Below are 22,327 nucleotides of genomic sequence, written 5' to 3'. Positions count from 1 at the left end.
ATGAACCTTTTCGACCTCGCCGATTTCGACGGTTTCGTTTCCCGCCTGCCCGGCGTTTCGCTGTTCGACCAGTGGGACTCGCGCGTGGCCAAGGTTGGCGACAAGGTCTTCACTCTGCTGAGCCCCGCCGACGACGGAGCACGCATCACGCTGAAATGTTCAGAGGAGAGCTTCGAGATCCTGACGGCGCTCGAGGGGATCGGGCAGGCACCCTATTTCGCCAAGCGCAAATGGATCTCGGTCGCGGCAACCGCGCCGCTTTCGGAATCCGAACTCACCCACTATATCCGCAGATCCTACAATCTCGTTGCGGAAGGGCTGACCCGCAAGCTGCGCGCCGAACTCGGGATCGTGACGCTCGACTGAACCTCTCCGGCGTCAGTGTGCGATCGCCGGCTCGCGCCGTTCGGTTGTATCGCACTCGGGCTCCCAGGCGGGATCGAAGCCAGCCGCATCAAGGCCGTTGGCATTGAGGATGACGGCGCTTCCGGCCGGAATCTCCACCCAGTCGGTCTCGTCGTTCAAAGGTTCAGACACCAGACAGTAGCCACCCTTGCCGCCCATCGGGGCGGCGTAGAGGGTCGGGGCATATTCATCGGTCGCGTAGCGGACACCATAGAGGGTCTGGCCATCGGTGAAGGCTGCCGTGAACCGGACGCGGGCGGTACCGGTGAGATGCCGGCTGATCTGCTCGACGAAGCCGATCGCCTCCGCCATTGCCGCGATCGGCCTTTCGCGCAGGCCGAACTGGAGCGCGAGCAGAAACAGCAGTTCGGAATCGGTCGAGCCCGCACGGGCGTTGAAGTGCTCGTCGTCGAGCATCGATTCCATCGACCGGCGCAGGCGATCGAAATGATCGATCTGGCCGTTGTGCATGAAGGACCAGGAGCCGTTGACGAAGGGATGGCAGTTGTCGCGCCGGGTGGAGCCATGGGTCGCGGCGCGGACATGGGCGAGGAAGAGCGGCGACTTGATCTGGCGGGCAAGACTCTTGAGGTTGCAGTCGGACCAGGCGGGCAGTACGTCGCGGAAGCGACCAGGCTCCGGACGATCGCCGTACCAGGCGATGCCGAAACCGTCGGCATTGGTCGCGGTCTTGGCGCGCGTCGCGCAATGCGACTGCTCGATCAGGGAGTGTGCAGGCGAAGTGACGAGTTCCTCGAGATAGATCGGTTCACCACGATAGGCAGCCCAACGACACATGCTTTTTCCCAAACGATCCGGTTAGTCCAAAGGACAGTGTTTGCCCGAATGGTTAACGAATTCTAAACATGGCGGCATTGATGACAGAATTTTGACGGATGCGGCAATCACTTTTTGCACTGCGACATGGCCTTTTGTGAACACTGCGTTCCCATCGGCAATCTCTACGCCCCGCGCCGGATCCCCTATATTGTGCCCAACTTCAAGTTCTGCTCGAAAGGAGCCCGACAATGTCCATACGCCCCGTCAAGCATGAAAGCCGCGCAACGCCCGCAATGGAAGGCGCCGGCGTCAAACTGCATCGCGTCTTCGGTTTCGGCGATCCGTCGACGACGGACCCGTTCCTGATGATGGACGATTTCCGCAACGACAACCCGCAGGACTACATTCGCGGCTTCCCCTGGCATCCGCATCGCGGGATCGAGACGATCACCTATGTTCTCGCCGGCACGGTCGAACACGGCGACAGTCTCGGCAATCACGGTCTGCTCGGCGCCGGCGACCTGCAGTGGATGACGGCCGGCAGCGGCATCATGCACCAGGAAATGCCGAAGGGTGACTTCTCCGGCAAGATGCATGGTTTCCAGTTGTGGGCCAACCTGCCCTCGTCGCTCAAGATGACTGCGCCGCGTTACCAGGATATCAAGTCCGGCGACATTCCGGTGGTGGTCGATGACGACGGCACCGCCGTGCGGGTGATTTCGGGAAGCTTCTGGGGCAAGTCCGGCCCGGTCGACGGCATCGCCGCCGAACCGGTCTATCTCGACATCTCGATCCCGCCGGGAAAGCGCCGGAGTTTTCCGGTCGACACCTACCGCTCGGCCTTCGCCTACATCTTCGCCGGCTCCGGCACCTTCCGTGATGCCTCGAAGCCTTTCGGCGTCAAGGTCGAGAAGGAGTACCAGGGCGAGGAACTGAACATCCGCGACCTGTCGGGCAACCGCACTCTCGTCGTTTTCGACACGGGTGACGAAGTCACGGTCCAGGCCGGTGACGAGGGCATCCGCTTCCTGCTGGTCACCGGAAAGCCGATCAAGGAACCTGTCGCCTGGCATGGCCCGATCGTGATGAACACCCGCGAGGAACTCATGCAGGCCATGCGGGAACTGCAAAACGGCACCTTCATCAAGGCCGATCACTAGTCCAAGAGACGTCACTGCACCAACACCGACGCCGGGCGAAAGCCCGGCGTCTCTGCTTGCCTCGGATCAGAGCGAAACACGGCTTTTCATCGCCGCGCCTTGCGATAGAGTGTCGCCAGAAATCTGGAGGCAACATATTCATGTACATACTTTATGGATCTATCGGCTCGGGCAGCGCCTCGGTCGAGGCGGCGCTGGCCGTGTCGGGCATCGCATACGAAATCGTTCAGGTCACGACCGCCGAGGGCCTGCACCTGACCGAGGACTTCAAGGCCATCAATCCGCGGCAGCAGGTGCCGGCGCTTCGGCTTCCCGATCGCTCCGTGATGACGGAAGGGTCCGCGATGATGATGCATCTCGCCGACGCCCTGCCGGCATCCGGGCTTGCTCCGGTGCCGGGAACAGCGGCCCGCGCCCAACACGACCGCTGGCTCGTCTTCATGGCCATCAACATCTACGAAGGCGAGCTTCGCAAGGCATATTCCGACCGCTACACGGACGACCCACAGGGTGCAGAAGGCGTAAGGTCAAGCGCGGACGCCTATGTGAAACGGCATCACACCATTCTCGAGGAAGCAATCGTCGGCCCGTTCATCCTCGGAGACCGGATGACGATGGCGGACATCTATCTCTGGATGCTGGCCGGCTGGATGGACCAGGAATGGCTCGCCACGCACTGCCCGAAGATCGTGGCGCTCGCAGCGCGCGTGAGGCAGGATCCGCGCATCGCCCCCATTCACGCCGCCCATTTCGGCTGACTCACACAGGCGCGTTTCGCGACAAGGAATATCACCATGGAGAAGACCGTTCTCGAGGACATTCAGGAGCGGCTCGCCTCCGCTCGCCGGGAACTCGAGGAGGAGCTCGACCGGCGCATTGCCGTTCAGCGCGAGCGCTTCCGCTACCAGATGCATCAGGGCAAGGTCCGCTTCGAAGCGGACATGCGGGAATGGCAGGTCAGATATCGGACGGGCCTCTGGCGCTACGTCACGCGCGGGCACCTCGCCTACCTGCTGACGGCGCCGGTCATCTACGGCCTGATCGTTCCGCTGGTCTTGCTCGACCTTTCCGTGACGATCTACCAGCACATCTGCTTCAGGGTGTATGGCATCGAGCGGGTGCGGCGCGGCAGCCATGTCATCATCGACCGGCAGCATCTCGCCTATCTGAACGGCCTGGAAAAGCTCAACTGCGTTTATTGCGGCTACGCCAACGGCGTGATCGCCTATGCGCGGGAGATCGCCGGACGGACCGAGCGCTTCTGGTGCCCGATCAAGCATGCGACCCGCGCCGCGGATCCGCATCCGCATTTCGAGAAGTTTCTCGAATACGGCGATGCGGAAGCCTATCGCGCCTGGGTCGAGAGCTATCGGCGCGGCAAGCCATTCCCCGAAAGCAAATCGTGAGACCCTTTCCGCAGCCCGGTTTGCGGGATATTACTCGCTTCGAGCGCTTGCATACTCTCTGTATGCAGAATAGATCGACAGCCATGTCAGACCGGATCAGGAGAGACACAGAGTGACGACCACCACCTTGAAGATCGCCGACCTGCAGAGCCGCGTGGAAGCCATCTTTCGCAAAGCCGGCCTTAATGCCGTGCAGTCCGAAGGCCTTGCCCGCGTCATCGTTGCCGGGGAACGGGATGCCTGCAAATCGCATGGCATCTATCGGATCGAGGGCGCGCTGCGCACCGTCAAGGCGGGCAAGGTGAAGCCGGATGCCGTCCCTGTCCTGGACCTCAACGAAGGCTCCGCGATCGTGAAGGTCAATGCGGCCGGCGGCTTCGCCAATCCGGCCTTCGAGCTCGGCCTGCCCGCGCTTGCCGAACGGGCCCGAAAGCTCGGCATCGCGGCACTCGTCATCAACGACTGCACGCATTTTTCCGCCCTCTGGCCGGAAGTCGAGGGCGTGACCGGCAAGGGTCTCGCCGGTCTCGTCATGTGCCCGAGCTACGCCACGGTCGCCCCCACCGGCGGCAAGACGCCGCTGCTCGGCACCAATCCCTTTGCCTTCGGCTGGCCGCGCGTCGATGCCTCGCCCTATGTCTTCGACTTCGCGACATCCGTTGCAGCGCGCGGAGAAATCGAGCTTCATCGCCGGGCGGGCAAGCCTCTACCGGAAGGCTGGGCGATCGATGCCCAGGGCAATCCGACGACCGATCCGGAAGCCGCACTCGCAGGCGCCATGCTGCCGTTCGGCGGCCACAAGGGTGCGGCCATCGGCACCATGATCGAACTGCTGGCCGGCATCATGATCGGCGACCTGACGAGCCCGGAAGTCCTCGACTATCTCGGAACGACGACGCTCGCGCCGTTCCACGGCGAACTGATCATCGCCATGTCTCCGCAGGCTTTCGCCCAGGGCCGCGCCGGCGATCCCTTTGCCCGCGCAGAGGTGTTGTTCGATGCCATCGTCGGCAGCGGCGCACGCTTGCCGTCGCAGCGTCGTTTCGCCGCCCGGGCGAAGTCGGAGGCCGATGGGATCACCCTGACCGCGGCCGAGATGGAGCAGCTGGACCGCCTGCTCGACAAGGGTCTCGACGCCGTCGCGTGACACACTGACGATACGGTGGTCACGCTACCGAGATCGGCATGATCGCCAAAACAAGAAAGGCCCCCGCGAGGAGGGCCTTTTGTTTTGCGCGTAACTTGAAGCTTACGCCTTGTACTTCTGCACGGCGCCCGGGAGCTTGCTCCACTCGGCATACCAGGTGTCGAACAGCTTCAGCTGGGCCTCGACATAGCCACGCTGGCTTTCGTTCAGCGCATCGGTTTCGTTGAAGTGCAGCGTGTATTCCTTGTCTCCCTTCAGCACCATCATGTGCTTGAAGAAGAGAACGAGGTCCGGACCCTCGTCGAAGGACGAGAGCACGGCCAGGGCCGATTCAAGTTCCAGTGCACGGGTCCGGGCATCCGCGTCACCTGCGGCGGCGGCCTGCGCGAGGTTGCACATATGGAGGACTTCCTTCGGCAGCACGCAACCGATGCCCGTGATTGCGCCGACCGCGCCGCAATTGACAAAGCCATGGAAGACGCAGGTGTCGACGCCGATCATCAGCGAGACGTCGTCATCGCGGCTGGTGATGTTCTCGGCCGCGTAGCGCATGTCGGCAGCGCCGCCGAATTCCTTGAAACCCACCAGATTGGGATGTTCGGCGCGCAACGCGAAGAACAGATCGGCGCGGGTGGCGAAACCATAATAGGGGCTGTTGTAGATGACCGCCGGAAGATCCGGAGCGGCGGACAGGATCGCCTTGAAATGGTTCTTCTGGGCAGCGACGACAGAGCCGCGAGACAGGACGCGCGGGATGACCATCAGGCCCTTCGCGCCAACCTTCTGGGCATGGGCGGCATGGGCGACAGCAGAGGCGGTGTTGACGGCACCGGTGCCGACGATGACCGGAATACCGGCCTTCACGAGGCGTTCCACACCTTCCATGCGCTGTTCGTCGGTCAGCAGCGGCCAATCACCCATCGAGCCGCAATAGACGACCGCGGACATGCCCTTGCTGATCAGTTCCTTGCCCTTGCGGACCAGCCCGTCGAAGTCCGGTGTACGGTCGTCATTGCAGGGCGTCATGAGCGCGGGAATTACGCCTGAAAATATCTGGGCCTTCATGTCGGTCTCCTTGGGCAGGTCTCTGAGGGTTGACGGAGTGGATCCGTCAACGGGATTGACCATGGGATATCATCTTGCATTCAGTTTGTCGACAGAAGATTTCTTGAAAACTCCGCAGGGGGCCAGGGCGGGTCGGTCGCGGCGAAAATGGCCGCCCGTGCCCGGTTCCCCGCCGCTGACGTTTGCTCCTCCGATCAGTTGAAGACCAATCCTCCGTCAACCACGAGGTTCTGGCCGGTCACCGCCCGCGACCAGGGGCTTGCGAAGAACAGCGCGGCATCAGCCATTTCGTCGGGCGTCGTTACCCGGCGCAGCGGCGTGGAACCTGCGATCAGGTCGAACACGGCGTCCGGCGTCGCGCGGCTCGCGTCGGTGGTCCTGAGCAATCCGCCCGAGACCATGTTGACCGTGATCCCGGACGGGCCAAGTTCTGCAGCAGCGGTGCGGGTCAGCGACAGGAGTGCAGCCTTTGCCGCCGTATAGTCGTGGTAGGGCACGACCGGGTTCTGAAAGAGATTGGTACCGATCAGCACGATCCGGCCGAAGCCGCGCTCGCGCATCTTGGGCACTGCGGCCCTGACGAGGTTCAGCGCACCCTTCACCCCTGTCTCCATGTGGGCGGCGATCTCCTCCCACGCCATCGCGTCGAGTTTCGAACGGGCATCGCCGTTGAAGGAGAAATCGGCCAGCGCATTGTGGACGATCGTGGTCGGGGCGCCGAAGTGCGTGGTTACATCTGCAATCATCCGGTTGACGGCCTCGCCATCACGCACATCGGCGCGGAAGGCGGCGGCCCTGTCACCGAGCCGCGAGGCCAGGGCCTCGGCCTCGTCACGGCTGTTGCGGTAGTTGACGGCGACCGCAGCGCCCTCTCGGGCAAAGGCTGCGGCGATCGCGGCGCCGAGGCCGCGACCGGCGCCGGTGACAAGCACGGTCTGTTGATCGATTGGCAAGCTCACAGGATGGTTCCTTTCGTGTTCCAGAGCGAATGAAAATGATGGACCGGTCCGTGGCCCGAGCCGACGGACAGCCTGCCGGCCTCGGCGATCGACCGGGCAAGCCAGGCCTTCGCGGCCGCGACCGCCTCCTCGGGGCTGGCGCCCCCGGTCAGTTCGGCGGCGATCGCACTCGACAGGGAGCAACCGGTCCCGTGGGTATTCCTCGTCGCCACGCGCGGCGCCTCGAGCCAGGTGGTGCCCTTCTCGGACACGATTACGTCCGGACTGTCGGTTCCGCCGAGATGGCCTCCCTTGACCAGCACCGCCGCGGGACCAAGCGCACGAAGCCTGTTTGCCTGAGCCTCCATGGCCGGCCGATCGGTCGCCTGTTGCTCACCGAGCAGGGCGGCGGCTTCCGGCAGGTTGGGCGTGAGAAACGTTGCAAGCGGGAGGAGCCGCGTCGTCAACGCGCCGACGGCCGCCGGGTCGAGGAGGCTTGCCCCGCCCTTGGCGATCATCACCGGATCGAGCACGACGGGAATGCCGCGATGCGGGGCGAGCGCGTCGGCGACTGCCGTCGCGATCTCGGCATTGGCGATCATGCCGATCTTCACCGCATCGACGCGGATATCGGCAAAGACCATGCGGATCTGCTCGGCAACGAAGCCGGGCGGCACGGCATGAACGGCCGAGACGCCTTGCGTATTCTGGGCTGTCAAGGCCGTGAGCACCGCCATGCCGTAGGTGCCGCGTGCGGAAAGGGCCTTGAGGTCGGACTGGATGCCGGCGCCGCCGGAGGGGTCGGAGCCGGCGATGGAGAGAATGTTGCGGATCATGATCTTGCCTTTCGGATGGCCCCTGACAACTCTGCGGCCGCGGCCCTGGGGTCCGGCTGCCCACAGATGGCGGAAACGACCGCGAGGCCATCCGCGCCGGCCTTCAGGACCGGTTCGACATGGCCCGCCTTCAGCCCGCCGATGGCGACGGCCGGCAGGCGCGTGACGGCGCGCATTCGTGCGAGCCCGTCGAGGCCGACCGGGGGCTTGTGGCCTGGCTTGGTGGATGTGGCAAAGACCGGTCCCATCCCGACATAGTCCACGACGCCCGGATCGACCGCCGCCGCCAGAACTTCGCTCTCGACGGACAGGCCAAGAATCATGTCGGGACCGATCAACTGCCGGGCCACCCTCGCCTCTATGTCGTCCTGGCCGACATGCAGACCATCGGCGCCGATCGCGACCGCAGCCTCGACATCGTCGTTGACGATCAGGGGCACGCCCGTGCCGACAAGTACGGCCCTCAGGGCCCGGCCCGCTTCGATCATGCGGGCCGAGGTCGCATCCTTGTCGCGCAGCTGGACCATGGTCACGCCACCTTCAACGGCGCGCCGCGCGGTCTCGACCATGCCGAGCGGGCGGCAAAGCTCCGGATCGAGCACGAGATAGAGCGAGAGATCGAAGGATTTCAAAGCCGCACCACCTCTCCCTCTTCATCGAGAGCGGCGGCATCGACGGCCGCGAGCTGGTCGATGAAGTGCATGGCGAAACTGCCGGGGCCCTGCGACCGCTCGGCCGCCCGCTTTCCTGCGACCGCGAAGTGGACGAGCGCAGCCACCGTCGCATCAAAGGAGCTCTCCGGCCGGGCCGCGACATAGGCGCCGACCAGGCAGGTCAGCGAGCAGCCGAGAGCGGTGACCTGCGGCATCAGCGAAGACCCACCGTGAATGCGGACTGCCCGATCGCCGTCCGTGACGAAGTCGGTCACTCCGGTGACCGCGACGATGCAGCGTTGCGTGGCCGCGAGGCGTCTTGCCGCCTCATCGGCGCGCTCGACCGGGTCACGGCTGTCGACGCCGCGGGCCAGGCTTGTGCCGCCGGCGAGCGATAAGATCTCCGAGGCATTGCCGCGGATCACGGTCGGGCCGAGCGCAAGCAGATCGGCGGTTGCCTTGCGCCGGAAGCCCGTCGCGAAATGCGCAACCGGATCGAGTACCCAGGGACGTTGCGCTGCCGTGGCGCCGCCGACGGCCGCCTTCATGCCGGCAATCCAGGCTGGCGACAGCGTTCCGATGTTGACGGTAAGTGCACCGGCAAACCCGGCAAATTCGCCCGCCTCTTCCTCTGCATGGACCATGGCAGGAGAGGCGCCCGCGGCAAGCAGGACATTCGCGGCGACGTTCATCGCCACATAGTTGGTGATGCACTGCACGAGCGGGTTTAGCCCACGCATGGCTGTCAGCAGGGTTCCGGGAGTTTCGGTTTTGGTCATCTTGCCCCTTTTCCGACGGGGCAAGGGCCAGGGGACGATCGGCGCACGAACGGCGAAAAGGCCCCGAGCGACTCCCTCCGCCAGCATTATCTGGTTCAGGTTCTAAGGGTACTTCTCAGCCCGTCTTGCGACGAGCGCCCCTGTCTCTCAATGCCGCGGTTATAGCCCCATCGCGCCCGCCTGTCACTCCTCCCTGTTGATCGTGCTGCCGGACCCGAGAATCCTAGGAGGCAATCCGAAAACGCGTCCGGAAACCGAAGCCTCGCATGCGCGTGATTTGCGGTATTGACGAAAAACGGGTAGTCGAACTGCCCTCACCTCTCGCCGCAAGGATCACACGCTTGAACTCCAAGACCTCCGTTTTCGGCCGCAGCCATGCCGGTTTCCTGTTCGACATGGATGGCACGCTGCTCAATTCGATTGCCGCCGCCGAGCGGGTCTGGGGCCGATGGGCGGAAGCGCACGGCCTCGACGTCGCCGCCTTCCTGCCGACCATGCATGGCAAGCGGGGGATCGACACGATCCGCGGGCTGAACCTGCCGGGCGTCGATCCGGAAGCGGAGGCCCTGGTCATCGAACGCGGGGAAATCGAGGACGTGGAAGGCGTCGTGGCCCTACCGGGCGCGATCGATTTCCTCAACGCATTGCCGAAGGACCGCTGGTCGATCGTCACTTCGGCCCCGACGGCACTCGCCCGCGCCCGGATCGAGGCAGCCGGCCTGCCGCAGCCGCCGAAGATCGTCACGGCAGAGGATGTCATGGTCGGCAAGCCGGATCCGGCCGGCTATCGGCTCGGCGCCCGGCATCTCGGCGTCGACCCCGCCCGCTGCCTGGTGTTCGAAGATGTGATGGCCGGTGTTCTGGCCGCCGAGGCGGCCGGTGCCGACGTGATGGTCGTCACCGCGACCCACGCCCACCCGTTCGATACAAGACACCCGACGATCGCCAGCTATGAAGGGCTCGGCGTCGGGCTTGATACGACCGGCGACATGACACTGGTCCGGCTCGCCTGAGAGCGATCTCGCACCACGCCAGTCGACTTGCCGCCACCAGGACCTGAGGATCACGCCGCCTTGATGGCGTGATACTCCTTGATCGCGGCCATCTTGATCGCCGGATAGCGCTCGCTTTCGTAGCGGAGCGAGAAACTGTCCTGTGCCATGAAGACCGGATCGCCGTCCAGGTCGCGGCAGATGTCGCCGCGCCGGGCGTTCATGAACTTGTCGAGCTCGCCCGGCTGTTCCGCCGAAATCCACCGGCAGACCGAGAAACGCGACATCTCGAAGGAGACCGGAAGGCCATATTCCGCCGAGAGTCGTTCCTTCAGAACGTCGAGCTGCAGGGCGCCGACCACGCCGACGATCGCGGGCGAGCCGTCTTCGGGCGAAAAGAGCTGTACCACGCCCTCTTCCGCCATCTGCTGGAGCGCTTCCTTCAGCTTTTTGGCCTTCATCGCATCCTCGAGACGGACGCGGCGCAGGATTTCCGGCGAAAAGTTCGGCACGCCCTGGAAGACCAGAGCCTCACCCTCGGTCAGCGTATCGCCGATGCGGAGCGTTCCGTGGTTCGGGATGCCGACGACATCGCCGGCAAAGGCGGTGTCGGCGAGCTGGCGCTGCGAGGCGAAGAAGAATTGCGGGGCCGTGAGGCCGATCTGCTTGCCGGTCCGGGCGAGCCGAACCTTCATGCCGCGCTCCAGCTTGCCGGAGCAGATGCGGGCAAAGGCGATGCGGTCTCGGTGGTTGGGGTCCATGTTGGCCTGAATCTTGAAGACGAAGGCCGTCATCTTGTCCTCATTGGCATGAACCGTGCGTGTGTCGGCCACCTGGTCGCGCGGCGGCGGAGCGAAATCGCCGAGCGCATTGATCAGGTCGCGCACCCCGAAGTTCTTAAGCGCGGAGCCGAAGAAGACCGGGGTCATGTGACCTTCGAGGAAGGACTGCCGATCGAAGGGACGGCAGGCCTCGCGGGCGAGCTCAAGCTCCTCGATGAAGGCCTGGCGCTCGTTTTCCGGCAGCCGGTCGGCGATCGCCTGCGGACCGTTGACCGGCAGCGGCTCGACCTGGGTGTCGGAGCCGCGGAAGGTGCTGGCGGCGAGATTGTACGAGCCCGCGAAGGTCTTCGACCGGCCGACCGGCCAAGTGACCGGAGCCGTGTCGAGCGCCAGCTTCTCTTCGACCTCGTCGAGGATCTCGAAGGGATCTCGGCTCTCGCGGTCCATCTTGTTTACGAAGGTGATGATCGGGATGTCGCGCATGCGGCAGACTTCAAACAGCTTCAGCGTCCGCGGCTCGATACCCTTGGCGGCGTCGATCACCATGACCGCGGCGTCGACGGCCGTCAGCGTGCGATAGGTGTCGTCGGCGAAGTCTTCGTGACCGGGCGTATCGAGGATGTTGAAGACATTACTTTCGTATTCGAAGGTCATCACCGAGGTGACGACCGAGATGCCACGCTCGCGTTCGATCTTCATCCAGTCCGAACGGGTCTGGATGCGATCCTTCTTGGCCTTGACCTCGCCGGCGAGCTGGATCGCGCCACCGAACAGCAGCAGCTTTTCGGTGAGCGTGGTCTTACCGGCGTCCGGGTGCGCGATGATCGCGAAGGTGCGGCGGCGGGAGACCGCCTCTGCGAGCGTTTCGGCCATGTGCTGAAAATCCTTTTGGTTGGGCGGTTATCTAGCGAGTTGGGGCCGAATATGCAATTGGGGATGCGGAACGCCCGGCAAGAAGGAAACGTCATGCGCGATGTCATCGGCCCCCAGCTCAATCTCGTCCGGCTGCCACACGGCGAGGACATTCCCCTGCCTGCCTACGAGACCGCCGGAGCCGCCGGCATGGACCTTCGGGCCGCCGTCGCGGAAGGCCAGCCGATGCGTCTCGAGCCCGGCCAGCGGGCGTTGGTGTCGAGCGGCTTCGTGTTCGAGATCCCGGAGGGTTTCGAGGCGCAGATCCGCCCGCGTTCGGGGCTGGCCTTCAAGAACGGCGTCACCTGCCTCAACACGCCGGGCACCATCGACAGCGATTATCGCGGCGAGGTGAAGGTGCTGCTCGTCAATCTCGGGCAGGAGGCGTTCGACATCACCCGCGGCATGCGGATCGCGCAGGTGGTCATCGCACCGGTCGTCCAGGCGCGCGTCGTGGAGGTGACCTCGGCATCGGAGACGACGCGCGGCGCCGGCGGCTTCGGCTCGACCGGGGTCGCGTGACCGGGGCCGCCTGCCTTTCGCCGGTGGCGGAATGTTGAACCGTCCCCTCAGCCGACGAAGGGCGGCAACCGTCGTTTGACCGGGGTCGACTTGATCATCGACGTGTTGGTCTGTGCCCGCTCTACGACCCGTTCCAGGATACGGTCGAGATCGGTCATGCTGCGAACCGCCATGCGGCAGATGAAGCAGTCGTCGCCCGTCACCTTGTCGCATGCGGTGATTTCCGGGGTCTCCTGGATGATCTTCTCGACGACGTGCAGCATACCCGGCAGAGGTCGTACCCTGACGATCGCCTCGAGCGGATAACCGAGCGAACTGAGCTCCACCTCGGCGCTGTAGCCGGTGAGCACGCCGCGTTCTTCCAGTCGCCGCAGGCGTTCCGAGCAACTGGGAGACGACAGGCCAGCCCGAGCAGCCAGTTCTTTGAGGGACAGACGGGCATCGACGGCCAACGCCTCGACGATCTTGCGGTCGATGGCGTCGAGGCCAGAGACTCCGTTAGGCTGCACGACCAAACCTCCAAACATTATTAGAGAAACAAGCCTAAACGCCTCATCGTCGAGAAGCAATCCGGCGCGAGACCGCGCTATGATGCGTCCCATCGAAGGAGAGCGCCATGACGGGACCCCACACACGCGGAATACTGGAAATGACGGCCGCGATGGTCGTTTCGGGAACGATCGGATGGTTCGTCGTGACCTCCGGCGAGCCGCCGGTCGATGTCGTTTTCTGGCGCTGCCTGTTTGCGCTGCCGGCCCTTGTGGCGATCTGCCTTGCCGGCGGCCATCTCCGCGTCTCGCTGCTCGATCGACGAAAGCTGATGCTGGCGATCGGCGGCGGCGTAGCGCTGGTGCTCAACTGGCTGGCGCTCTTTTCCGCCTACCCGCTCGCCTCGATCTCGGTCGCCACGATCGTCTACAACGTACAGCCCTTCTTGCTGGTCGGCCTCGGCCTCGCCTTCCTCAACGAGCCGATCTCGCGTGACAGGCTGGCGTGGCTCGCCGTCGCCTTTGCCGGAACGGCGGTCATGACGCTTGGCGGCGCGCAGATCGGCTCCCCAACCGGGGCCGGAGGCTATCTGCTCGGCATCTTTCTCTCGCTTGCGGCCGCCTTCTTCTACGCCCTGGCCGCCCTTGCCGCGCGCAAGCTCCGCGGCACGCCGCCCCAACTGATTGCGCTGATCCAGGTTGCGACGGGTGTTCTGATGCTGGCGCCGCTCGCGGACTGGGACACGCTGCCGACAGGCCTCGGAACCTGGTCCGTTCTTGTCACGCTGGGTTTCGTGCACACGGGGCTGATGTATGCACTGCTCTACGGCGCAATCCAGAAGCTGCCGGTCGCGCTGACCGGAACGCTGTCCTTCCTCTATCCGGTGGTGGCGGTCGCGGTCGATCTCTTCGCCTTCGGCCATGTGCTCACACTGACCCAGGCCATCGGTGGCTATGCCATCCTCTTTGCCGCCATCGCGACGACGCTCAACTGGAGCCCGTTTCAACTGAAAACACCTGCAACACCGGGAGACCGCCCATGATCACCTGCTTCCTCCGTTACGTCATCGACCCCTACAAGCTGGCCGAGTTCGAACACTATGCGAGGCTCTGGATTCCCCTCGTGAACCGGCTGGGCGGGACACATCACGGCTATTTTCTGCCACACGAGGGCGCGAACGACATCGCGCTCGCGCTGTTCAGCTTTCCCTCGCTCGCAGACTACGAAATCTACCGGAGCCGCATGGCCACGGATGCGGAATGCCAGGCGGCGTTCGCCTATGCCGAGGAGACCCGATGCATTCTCCGCTACGAACGAAGCTTCATGCGGCCCGTCGCCTGAGGAGCATTCATGCCGACGGCGCAGGCGGCGTCACTGCGCGGTCAGCGCTGGGCTTCGGTCGCCATGCGCAGCGCCAGCCCCGCGAGAACGGTACCCATCAGCCAGCGCTGGACCGTCATCCAGAAGGGACGTCCGGCGAGGAAGAGCGCGATCGAACCGGCGGTGACGGCGATCATCGCATTGACGGTCACGCTGATGGCGATCTGGGTCGCACCGAGCACGACGGACTGAAGGAGCACGCCGCGCGACGGATCGATGAACTGTGGCAGGAGCGACAGGTAGAGGACAGCCGCCTTGGGATTCAGAAGATTGGTGACCAGTCCCATGGTGAACAGCTTGCGCGTGCTGTCCTTCGGCAGGTCGCGCACCTGGAACGGCGAGCGGCCACCGGGACGCAGCGCCTGCCAGGCAAGCCACAGGAGATAGGCGGCGCCGGCAAACCGCAGCAGGTCGTAGGCGAAGGGCACCGCCATCACCAGCACGGTGATGCCGAGTGCCGACATCAGCATGTAGAAGACGAAACCGAGCGCCACGCCGCCAAGCGAAACGAGCCCGGCTGCCGGCCCCTGGCAGATAGACCGCGAGACCAGGTAGATCATGTTCGGGCCGGGCGTCAGAACCATTCCCAGGCAGATGAGCGCAAAGGCGATCAGGGCGGCGGAAGACGGCATGGCAGGTCCCTGGGTGACGAATTGATCAGGCACCTAAACAAAGGCGACCGTCGGCGACAACGGGGAACTTGTCACCATTGCAAGTTCGCCCGCCCGGGATTAGGTCATGGGGCCCAGATAAGCTGATCCACATGCCCGGAGGACCGCATGACACCCGCCACGCTTCTCGCCTATAGCGGCGCCCTCTTTATCGCCGCGGCCATTCCCGGCCCGGGCATGACGGCGATCGTGGCACGTGCCCTCGGCTCCGGCTTTCGTCCCACCTTCTTCATGGGGCTCGGCCTGATCCTCGGCGACCTCTGCTATCTGACGGCGGTGATCCTCGGTCTGGCGCTCGTCGCACAGACATTCACCACGCCCTTCCTCATTATCAAGTTCCTCGGCGCCCTCTACCTGCTCTACATCGCCTTCAAGCTCTGGACCGCCGGCCTGTTGCCGCAGAATATCGAGGCGCAACGGGACACGAAGATAGGGCTCTCCTTCCTCTCCGGCCTGCTGGTCACGCTCGGCAACCCGAAGACCATGCTTTTCTACGTGGCACTGGTTCCCACGCTGATCCCGCTCGAAGAGATCACCATGCGCGATTATGCAGCCCTTACGGGCGTCACCTTCGTGGTCCTGATGTCCGTGCTCATCCCCTATATCCTGCTGGCGTCACAGGCCCGCGCACTGCTCAAGAAGCCGGCATCGCTAAAGCTGCTCAACCGCTCGGCGGCAAGCGTGCTCGCCGGGACGGCGGCTTATATCGCGGCCCGCGCCTGAACGAGAGGCCCGAACAGGAAGCCTGAAAGAAGTTTCGCCCGGCATGGCACTTGCCGCCATCTTTTTTCCAAGCAGACGGCGAAGCCTGGTCAAAGGGTTCTGGCGAGTATGCGGGTTTGGTCCTATGGTGCCGCCACGCATCCAGCAAAGGGAGAAACACAATGTCGGAAACGAAGAAACCGGGCCGCGGTCGCGTCTATGCCTCGATCACCGAGACGATTGGCGACACGCCCATCGTGCGCCTCGACAAGCTGGCGAAGGAAAAGGGCGTCAAGGCCAACCTCCTCGCCAAGCTGGAATTCTTCAATCCGATCGCCTCGGTCAAGGACCGCATCGGCGTCGCGATGATCGAGAGCCTGGAAGCCCAGGGCAAGATCACTCCCGGCAAGACGACGCTGATCGAACCGACCTCGGGCAATACCGGCATCGCGCTGGCGTTCGCGGCGGCGGCCAAGGGTTACAGGCTGATCCTCACCATGCCGGAAACAATGTCGATCGAGCGTCGCAAGATGCTGGCGCTGTTCGGCGCCGAACTGGTGCTGACCGAAGGGCCGAAGGGCATGAAGGGCGCGATCGCCAAGGCCGAGGAACTGGCGGCCACCCTGCCCGACGCCGTCATCCCGCAGCAGTTCGAAAACCCGGCCAACCCGGAGATCCACCGCAAGACCACGGCGGAGGAAATCTGGAACGACACCGACGGCGGCGTCGACATCCTGGTGTCCGGCATCGGCACCGGCGGCACGATCACCGGCACCGGCCAGGTGCTGAAGGCCAAGAAGCCTTCGGTCAAGGTGATCGCGGTCGAGCCGGCCGACAGCCCGGTGCTTTCCGGCGGCAATCCCGGCCCGCACAAGATCCAGGGCATCGGCGCAGGCTTTGCCCCGAAGATCCTCGACACCACGATCTATGACGAAATCGTCACCGTTACCAATGACGAAGCCTTCGAGAACGCCCGGCTCGTCGCCCGCGTGGAGGGCGTTCCGGTCGGCATTTCCTCGGGCGCTGCGCTGGCAGCGGCGATCAAGGTCGGCCAGCGCGAGGAAAACGCCGGCAAGACCATCGTGGTGATCATTCCGTCCTTCGCCGAACGCTACCTTTCGACCGCGCTCTTCGCCGGCCTCGGCGAGTAAGGGCGCGTTTGGCCTCCAGAAAAACCGTCGAGGGGCGCCCAGGGCGCCCCTTTTTCGTCCCTCTCGACCTACCGCCAGCCAGCCAGCGCCATCTCGTCTCCTCCGCTGCACCGGTTCGCGCCAACGGACAATCGCCGCCACCTAGTCACGGGGCTGAACGGGCAGCGAGAGCCCATCCCTTACGCGGCCGCGGATAGCCGATCCGTGGCGATGCGATAGGAGATCGCCTCGGCCAGATGGATGCGGCCGAGCAGGGCCGCCCCGTCGAGATCAGCGAGCGTACGCGCCACCTTCAGCACCCGATGATAGCCGCGGGCGGAAAACCTGAACTTCTCGGCGGCATCCCGCAACAGCTGGAGGCCGGCCGCGTCCGGCTCGGCAACCTTCTCGATCAGCGCCGTCGAGCAGCGCGCATTGGTCGTCACGCCGGAGATACCCGCCGCCTCGAAGCGATCGCGCTGCAATTGCCGGGCGAGGGCCACGCGTTTCGCCACCGCCGCGCTGGTTTCCGCCGCCATCGGGCGGATGAGATCGGTCGCCTGGACCGCCGGCACGTCGATGCGGATATCGATCCGATCCATCAGCGGACCCGAAATGCGCGACTGGTAGTCGGTGACGCAACGTGGACCGCGCGCGCAGACATGACCCGGCTCCCCCGCCATGCCGCAACGACAAGGGTTCATCGCCGCGACGAGCTGGAATTCCGCGGGATAGGTCACGCGATGGTTGGCGCGGGCGATGATGCATTCGCCGGTTTCGAGCGGCTGGCGCAGCGCATCGAGGACGGGCGGCGCGAATTCCGGCAGTTCGTCGAGAAAGAGCACGCCGTGATGGGCAAGCGAGGCCTCGCCCGGGCGGGCGCGCAGCCCCCCGCCGACAAGGGCGGCCATAGTCGCCGAATGATGCGGCGTGCGAAACGGCCGGCGGTCGGAAAGCTTGCCGCCGGACAGTTGGCCGGCGATCGAGTGGATCATCGACACTTCGAGCAGTTCCGCGGCCGAAAGCGGCGGCAAGATCGACGGGAGACGCGCGGCCAGCATCGACTTGCCCGACCCCGGCGGCCCGACCATGGCGAGGTTGTGTCCGCCGGCGGCTGCGACTTCCAGCGCACGCTTGGCGCTTTCCTGCCCCTTGATGTCAGCGAGATCGGGCATGTTGGCGGGCAGCGCGCGGATCGCCGGCTCCGGCCGGGTGAGAACCTGGGTGCCGCGGAAATGGTTGGCGAGCGCGATCAGGCTGCGGGGGGCGAGAATGTCGATGTCGGCGCCGGCCCAGGCTGCCTCGGCTCCGCAATCCAGGGGGCAGATCAGGCCCTTTCCGAGCGCATTGGCGCCGATCGCCGCTGGAAGCGCACCGGCGATCGGCGCGATCGTGCCGTCAAGATTGAGTTCGCCGATCACCACATAGCCGGCTAGCGCATCGCCCGGGATGGCGCCGAGGGCGGCCATCAGGCCAAGGGCGATCGGCAGGTCGAAATGGGAGCCTTCCTTCGGGAGGTCCGCAGGGGCCAGATTAACCGTCACCCGCTTCGGGGGAAGGGCCAGGCCCGAAGCGTGCAGCGCGGCCTGTACCCGTTCCCGGCTTTCCGCCACCGCCTTGTCGGGCAGACCGACGATCTGCATGCCGAGCTTACCCGGCGCGACCATCACCTGGACGTCGACCGGAACCCCTTCAATGCCCTGGAATGCGACTGTACTGACACGCGCCACCATTGCCCGCCCCCGAGAAAGCCAGATCGCCCTCCGCGCAACTACATCTTGCACGGGCTATCGATTGCAATCTGGCACAGGCAGCGCCGGAAAACAAGAACATTCAAGGAACAAATTCGCGTGTCGCGCGATGACGAGTTGTATGCGGTTGCAAGACGAGAACAAAGCCGGTCCGCCACCCGGGCGGACCGCAGTTCAGGCGCGCTTGCGTTCGATCGCGTCCCAAAGCAGGGATGCGATGTCCGCGCCGCCGAATTTCTTGACCTCGCGGATGCCGGTCGGCGACGTCACGTTGATCTCGGTCATGTAGTCACCGATCACGTCGATGCCGACCAGAAGGAAGCCGCGTTCCCTCAGCGCCGGCCCGATACGGGCGCAGATTTCCTTTTCCCTCGCCGTGAGTTCGGTCGCCTCGGCGCGTCCGCCGACATGCATGTTGGAGCGACTGTCGGTTTCCGCCGGAACGCGGTTGATCGCACCAACCGGTTCGCCGTCGACGAGGATGATGCGCTTGTCGCCCTTGCGGACCGCCGGCAGATAGGCCTGGGCGATGAAGGGCTCGCGGAACATCTGGTGGAACATCTCGATGAGCGAGGTGAAATTACGGTCGTCGCGGGCCGAGTGGAAAACCCCGGCACCACCATTGCCGTAGAGCGGCTTCAGGATGATGTCACCCATCTCGTCGCGGAAACGGGCAATCTCGGCGGGATCGCGGGTGATCAGCGTCTGCGGCATCAGATCCGCGAATTCGGTGACGAAGATCTTCTCCGGTGAATTTCGCACCCAGGCCGGATCGTTGACCACCAGGGTCTTTGGATGGACGCGCTCGAGCAGGTGGGTCGAGGTAATATAGGCCATGTCGAAGGGCGGATCCTGGCGCAGCAGGACAACATCCATCGTGGCAAGGTCGATGCGCTCGGGCTCGCCGAGCGTGTAGTGATCGCCCTTGACGTCGCGCAGCTCCATCGGCTGGGCGACCGCGAAGACGCGGCCGTCGCGCATGCCGAGCTGGTTCGGCGTGTAGTGAAACAACCGGTATCCGCGTGCCTGGGCTTCGAGGCTCATGGCAAAGGTGGAATCGCCAGCAATGTTGATGCTGGAAACATGGTCCATCTGGACCGCTACATTGGTGATCTTCGCCATGGCCTGCCCCTCGTTGAAAGCACACGAGATTTAGGCTGCCTCCCCGGGAAAGGCAACGCCGGCCAGGGTCAATTTTGCTGATCGAGGATCAATGTCCCCTCAGCCGAACAGACCCTTCGCGGAAGGCGAGCGCAGCGCGTTGCGGAGGCGATAGAGCGTGGCCAGCGGTTCAGGGAACGGCTTGCGCAGGAAGGCGATCTTGCGGACGTAGTTGTCGACGCGCCAGGTCGCCCAGGTGCCGCCACGGAAATAGGCGATGTCACCGGTCCTCAAGATGCGCTCGGAACCGTCTTCCGCCGTCACATGGACCTCGCCCTCCTGGATGACCACCGTCTCGTCCCAGCCGAAATACCAGCGGAATTCGCCGGCGGTGCAGTCCCACACGGCCGTCGAGCTCGCCTCGTCGGTGCTCGTTGAATGGTCGCCGACACGGGCGAGCGGCGTTCCGCGAATGATCCATTCCGGATTGATCGGCGCAGGCTTCAGCGCCAGATGACCGCTGTTGGCAGACACCACCGGCGGGTTTTCGCCGGCCTTGCCGTTGCGTGGCGATGCAAGCAGGGCTCCGGCCATGCCGACGAGCAGGAGTTTCAAGGGCATTTGCCTTCCCTAATCCGTTCAACTTCCGGAATGGTAGCAAAGGCCCGTTACGTTACACTTTGGCCGATCGCTAAAATTTTCGCGATCGGCAAGGCTTGCCCGACGCGACATTCCGCGTCCGGAACCTCAGGCAAACGACGTTTCGCGCACAGAAGACGCGACGGGCGCAGAACCGGAGCCAGCAGTCGGCACGTCGATCCGGCGACCGGTTTCATTCGAGAAGAAATGCAGCCGGTCCGGCGCGACCGTGAGCCTCAGTTCATCGGTGATCGTCGCATCGAGCGGCAGCACTGCGGTCAAGGACTGCCCTGCGAGATGGCCGTGCACGAGGCGGTGCGCGCCGAGTTCCTCGACATAGTCGACCACGAACGGCAGTCCATCCTGCCCCTCGTCCGCAAGTGTGATGTCCTCGCCGCGCACGCCGATGGTGACCGGACCTTCGACATGGCCGGACCGCTCGAAAGCGATCGAGAGGTCGCCGATCATCAGCCGGTCGCCGGCGACCGTGCCGTCGAGAAGGTTCATCGCCGGCGAGCCGATGAAGCTCGCGACGAAGGTCGAGGCCGGACGGTGATAGACCTCGAGCGGGGTGCCGATCTGCTCGATTGCCCCGCCGTTCAGCACCACGAGGCGGTCGGCCAGCGTCATCGCCTCGAGCTGGTCATGGGTGACGTAAATCGCCGTCGTCGCGAGCCGGCGCTGAAGCTTGCGGATCTCACCGCGCATCGTCACGCGCAACTTGGCATCGAGATTGGAGAGGGGCTCGTCGAAGAGAAAGACGGCCGGCTTGCGGACAATGGCGCGGCCCATGGCAACGCGCTGGCGCTGGCCGCCGGAAAGCGCCTTCGGCTTGCGCTGGAGATAGGGCTCGATCTCCAGCATACGGGCAGCTTCGGCCACTCTCGCCTCAATCTCGGCCTTCGGGGTTCTGCGGTTTCGCAGACCGTAGGCGAGATTGTCGAAGACGCTCATGTGCGGATAGAGCGCGTAGTTCTGGAACACCATGGCGATGTCACGATCGGCAGGCTCGATCTCGTTGACGACCCGGTCGCCGATCGAGACGGTGCCCTTGGAGATGCTCTCCAAGCCGGCCACCATGCGCAGCAGCGTCGATTTCCCGCAGCCGGACGGACCGACGAGCACGATGAATTCTCCGTCGCCGATCTCGATATCGACGCCTTTCACGGCATGCACGCCACCGTCGTAGATCTTCGAAACCTGGTCGATGATGATGGAAGCCATGGACGTACCTTTCTCACTTGTCGCTTTCGGTGAGGCCCTTGATAAACCAGCTCTGGAAGATCACCACGACGACGACAGGCGGCAGCATGGCGAGAACGGCCATGGCGAAGGCTTCGTTGTAGTCGGGGATCTGCGAGCCGATCCAGACCTGGAGGATCTGCTTGATGCCGCGCATCAAGGTGTAGAAGCTTTCGTCGGTGGTCATCAGCATCGGCCAAAGATACTGGTTCCAGCCATAGACGAACATGATGATGAAGACGGCCGCGATCATGGTGCGCGACAGCGGGACCAGGACGTCGATGAAGAATTTCACCGGGCCCGCGCCATCGATGCGGGCGGCCTCCAGCAGTTCGTCGGGCACGGACTTGAAGAACTGGCGGAAAAAGAAGGTTCCGGTCGCGGACGCCAAGAGCGGCAGGATGAGGCCGGTATAGCTGTTCAGCAGGCCGAGATCGCTCATCACCTTGTAGGACGGCATGATGCGCACCTCGAGCGGCAAAAGCAGCGTTGTGAAGATCAGCCAGAAGGCCAGCGTGGCGAAGCGGAAGCGGAAATAGACGATCGCATAGGCGGCCATCATCGACAGCACGATCTTGCCCACCGCGAAGCCGAGGCCGAGAACCAGAGAATTCATTGCCATGGTGAGGCCAGTCACCTCGCCGGTGAACCCGCCGCCATGGAACAGCACCCTGCTATAGGTCTCGTCGAACTGGTCGCCTATCGACAGCATCAGGCCCTTGGAGTGAACTTCCGCAGCACTGTGCGTGGAGGTGGTGAAGGCGACCACCAGCGGGCCGAGCATCAGCACGACGCCGGCAATCAGGATCAGATGGTCGAAGAACTTTGTTCGGTACATTCTCCCG

Annotated in this window: 25 protein-coding genes and 1 riboswitch; of the genes, 11 read left to right on the top strand and 14 right to left on the bottom strand. The window is 64.2% G+C overall.

Annotation, left to right across the window (positions count from 1 at the left end):
• Positions 1-366 carry an MmcQ/YjbR family DNA-binding protein gene (locus tag ACX93L_RS08420; RefSeq protein ID WP_459404442.1) on the top strand — a complete coding sequence of 122 codons (366 nt, stop codon included), beginning with the start codon at positions 1-3 and terminating at the stop codon, positions 364-366.
• 12 nt (positions 367-378) lie between these two features.
• Here the strand turns inward: ACX93L_RS08420 and ACX93L_RS08415 are convergent, their stop codons facing one another.
• The gene (locus ACX93L_RS08415) at positions 379-1,203 is read right to left on the bottom strand and encodes a class II glutamine amidotransferase (protein WP_459404441.1); all 825 of its coding nucleotides are present in this window, start codon (positions 1,201-1,203) and stop codon (positions 379-381) included.
• A gap of 230 nt (positions 1,204-1,433) precedes the next feature.
• Here ACX93L_RS08415 and ACX93L_RS08410 point away from each other — a divergent pair, with 230 nt between their 5' ends.
• From ACX93L_RS08410 to ACX93L_RS08395, 4 genes are all read left to right on the top strand, one after another.
• Entirely contained in the window at positions 1,434-2,345 is a 912-nt protein-coding gene (locus ACX93L_RS08410) for a pirin family protein (protein WP_459404440.1), read from the top strand.
• A 140-nt stretch (positions 2,346-2,485) separates the two neighbouring features.
• Positions 2,486-3,103 (top strand): glutathione S-transferase family protein, encoded by a 618-nt coding sequence (locus ACX93L_RS08405; RefSeq protein ID WP_459404439.1) that lies wholly within the window; start codon positions 2,486-2,488, stop codon positions 3,101-3,103.
• Positions 3,104-3,139: 36 nt separating this feature from the next.
• Positions 3,140-3,751: a hypothetical protein gene (locus ACX93L_RS08400; RefSeq protein ID WP_459404438.1), complete on the top strand. Its 612-nt coding sequence runs from the start codon at positions 3,140-3,142 to the stop codon at positions 3,749-3,751.
• A gap of 112 nt (positions 3,752-3,863) precedes the next feature.
• Positions 3,864-4,898, top strand: a complete 1,035-nt coding sequence (locus tag ACX93L_RS08395) for an Ldh family oxidoreductase (protein ID WP_459404437.1) — start codon at positions 3,864-3,866, stop codon at positions 4,896-4,898.
• Between the two features lie 102 nt (positions 4,899-5,000).
• Here the strand turns inward: ACX93L_RS08395 and ACX93L_RS08390 are convergent, their stop codons facing one another.
• From ACX93L_RS08390 to thiM, 5 genes are all read right to left on the bottom strand, one after another.
• Complete coding sequence (locus ACX93L_RS08390) at positions 5,001-5,963, bottom strand: dihydrodipicolinate synthase family protein (protein WP_459404436.1); 963 nt, start codon at positions 5,961-5,963, stop codon at positions 5,001-5,003.
• Between the two features lie 194 nt (positions 5,964-6,157).
• Positions 6,158-6,922, bottom strand: a complete 765-nt coding sequence (locus tag ACX93L_RS08385) for a 3-oxoacyl-ACP reductase (protein WP_459404435.1) — start codon at positions 6,920-6,922, stop codon at positions 6,158-6,160.
• Positions 6,919-7,737 (bottom strand): bifunctional hydroxymethylpyrimidine kinase/phosphomethylpyrimidine kinase, encoded by an 819-nt coding sequence (thiD, locus tag ACX93L_RS08380; RefSeq protein ID WP_459404434.1) that lies wholly within the window; start codon positions 7,735-7,737, stop codon positions 6,919-6,921. The genes ACX93L_RS08385 and thiD overlap by 4 nt, the downstream gene beginning before the upstream one ends.
• On the bottom strand, positions 7,734-8,369 hold the full coding sequence (gene thiE / locus ACX93L_RS08375; protein ID WP_459404433.1) for a thiamine phosphate synthase: 636 nt from the start codon (positions 8,367-8,369) through the stop codon (positions 7,734-7,736). The genes thiD and thiE overlap by 4 nt, the downstream gene beginning before the upstream one ends.
• Positions 8,366-9,169 (bottom strand): hydroxyethylthiazole kinase, encoded by an 804-nt coding sequence (thiM, locus tag ACX93L_RS08370; RefSeq protein WP_459404432.1) that lies wholly within the window; start codon positions 9,167-9,169, stop codon positions 8,366-8,368. Before thiM ends, thiE begins: the two co-directional genes overlap by 4 nt.
• 55 nt (positions 9,170-9,224) lie before the next feature.
• Positions 9,225-9,321, bottom strand: a riboswitch (TPP riboswitch).
• A gap of 189 nt (positions 9,322-9,510) precedes the next feature.
• Here thiM and ACX93L_RS08365 point away from each other — a divergent pair.
• Complete coding sequence (locus ACX93L_RS08365; protein ID WP_459404431.1) at positions 9,511-10,182, top strand: HAD-IA family hydrolase; 672 nt, start codon at positions 9,511-9,513, stop codon at positions 10,180-10,182.
• A 50-nt stretch (positions 10,183-10,232) separates the two neighbouring features.
• Here the strand turns inward: ACX93L_RS08365 and ACX93L_RS08360 are convergent, their stop codons facing one another.
• Positions 10,233-11,816: a peptide chain release factor 3 gene (locus tag ACX93L_RS08360; protein ID WP_459404430.1), complete on the bottom strand. Its 1,584-nt coding sequence runs from the start codon at positions 11,814-11,816 to the stop codon at positions 10,233-10,235.
• A 93-nt stretch (positions 11,817-11,909) separates the two neighbouring features.
• On the opposite strand from ACX93L_RS08360, the gene dut reads away from it, so the two are divergent.
• Positions 11,910-12,377 (top strand): dUTP diphosphatase, encoded by a 468-nt coding sequence (gene dut, locus ACX93L_RS08355; RefSeq protein WP_459404429.1) that lies wholly within the window; start codon positions 11,910-11,912, stop codon positions 12,375-12,377.
• Positions 12,378-12,424: 47 nt separating this feature from the next.
• On the opposite strand, the gene ACX93L_RS08350 is transcribed toward dut, so the two are convergent.
• Entirely contained in the window at positions 12,425-12,904 is a 480-nt protein-coding gene (locus tag ACX93L_RS08350; protein WP_459404428.1) for an Lrp/AsnC family transcriptional regulator, read from the bottom strand.
• 89 nt (positions 12,905-12,993) lie between these two features.
• Between ACX93L_RS08350 and ACX93L_RS08345 the strand changes: the two genes are divergently transcribed.
• Both ACX93L_RS08345 and ACX93L_RS08340 read left to right on the top strand, forming a co-directional pair.
• Positions 12,994-13,908 carry a DMT family transporter gene (locus ACX93L_RS08345; protein WP_459404427.1) on the top strand — a complete coding sequence of 305 codons (915 nt, stop codon included), beginning with the start codon at positions 12,994-12,996 and terminating at the stop codon, positions 13,906-13,908.
• Positions 13,905-14,207 (top strand): NIPSNAP family protein, encoded by a 303-nt coding sequence (locus ACX93L_RS08340; RefSeq protein ID WP_459404426.1) that lies wholly within the window; start codon positions 13,905-13,907, stop codon positions 14,205-14,207. Before ACX93L_RS08345 ends, ACX93L_RS08340 begins: the two co-directional genes overlap by 4 nt.
• 41 nt (positions 14,208-14,248) lie before the next feature.
• Here the strand turns inward: ACX93L_RS08340 and ACX93L_RS08335 are convergent, their stop codons facing one another.
• Positions 14,249-14,878: a LysE family translocator gene (locus ACX93L_RS08335; RefSeq protein WP_459404425.1), complete on the bottom strand. Its 630-nt coding sequence runs from the start codon at positions 14,876-14,878 to the stop codon at positions 14,249-14,251.
• A gap of 147 nt (positions 14,879-15,025) precedes the next feature.
• On the opposite strand from ACX93L_RS08335, the gene ACX93L_RS08330 reads away from it, so the two are divergent.
• Together ACX93L_RS08330 and cysK are read left to right on the top strand one after the other, a co-directional pair.
• Complete coding sequence (locus ACX93L_RS08330; protein WP_459404424.1) at positions 15,026-15,640, top strand: LysE family translocator; 615 nt, start codon at positions 15,026-15,028, stop codon at positions 15,638-15,640.
• A gap of 161 nt (positions 15,641-15,801) precedes the next feature.
• Positions 15,802-16,770, top strand: a complete 969-nt coding sequence (cysK, locus tag ACX93L_RS08325; protein WP_459404423.1) for a cysteine synthase A — start codon at positions 15,802-15,804, stop codon at positions 16,768-16,770.
• A gap of 179 nt (positions 16,771-16,949) precedes the next feature.
• Here the strand turns inward: cysK and ACX93L_RS08320 are convergent, their stop codons facing one another.
• The 5 genes from ACX93L_RS08320 to ugpE all read right to left on the bottom strand — a co-directional run bounded on the left by ACX93L_RS08320 (position 16,950) and on the right by ugpE (position 22,320).
• Positions 16,950-18,482, bottom strand: a complete 1,533-nt coding sequence (locus ACX93L_RS08320; protein WP_459404422.1) for a YifB family Mg chelatase-like AAA ATPase — start codon at positions 18,480-18,482, stop codon at positions 16,950-16,952.
• A 192-nt stretch (positions 18,483-18,674) separates the two neighbouring features.
• On the bottom strand, positions 18,675-19,622 hold the full coding sequence (gene gshB / locus ACX93L_RS08315) for a glutathione synthase (RefSeq protein WP_459404421.1): 948 nt from the start codon (positions 19,620-19,622) through the stop codon (positions 18,675-18,677).
• Between the two features lie 99 nt (positions 19,623-19,721).
• Positions 19,722-20,222, bottom strand: a complete 501-nt coding sequence (locus ACX93L_RS08310; protein ID WP_459404420.1) for a cupin domain-containing protein — start codon at positions 20,220-20,222, stop codon at positions 19,722-19,724.
• Positions 20,223-20,348: 126 nt separating this feature from the next.
• Entirely contained in the window at positions 20,349-21,464 is a 1,116-nt protein-coding gene (locus ACX93L_RS08305) for a sn-glycerol-3-phosphate import ATP-binding protein UgpC (protein WP_459404419.1), read from the bottom strand.
• 13 nt (positions 21,465-21,477) lie between these two features.
• Positions 21,478-22,320: a sn-glycerol-3-phosphate ABC transporter permease UgpE gene (gene ugpE, locus ACX93L_RS08300; RefSeq protein WP_459404418.1), complete on the bottom strand. Its 843-nt coding sequence runs from the start codon at positions 22,318-22,320 to the stop codon at positions 21,478-21,480.
• Positions 22,321-22,327 lie beyond the last annotated feature (7 nt).

Source organism: Rhizobium sp. CAU 1783 (assembly GCF_054551725.1).
This window is presented reverse-complemented; position numbering and strand designations above follow the sequence as displayed.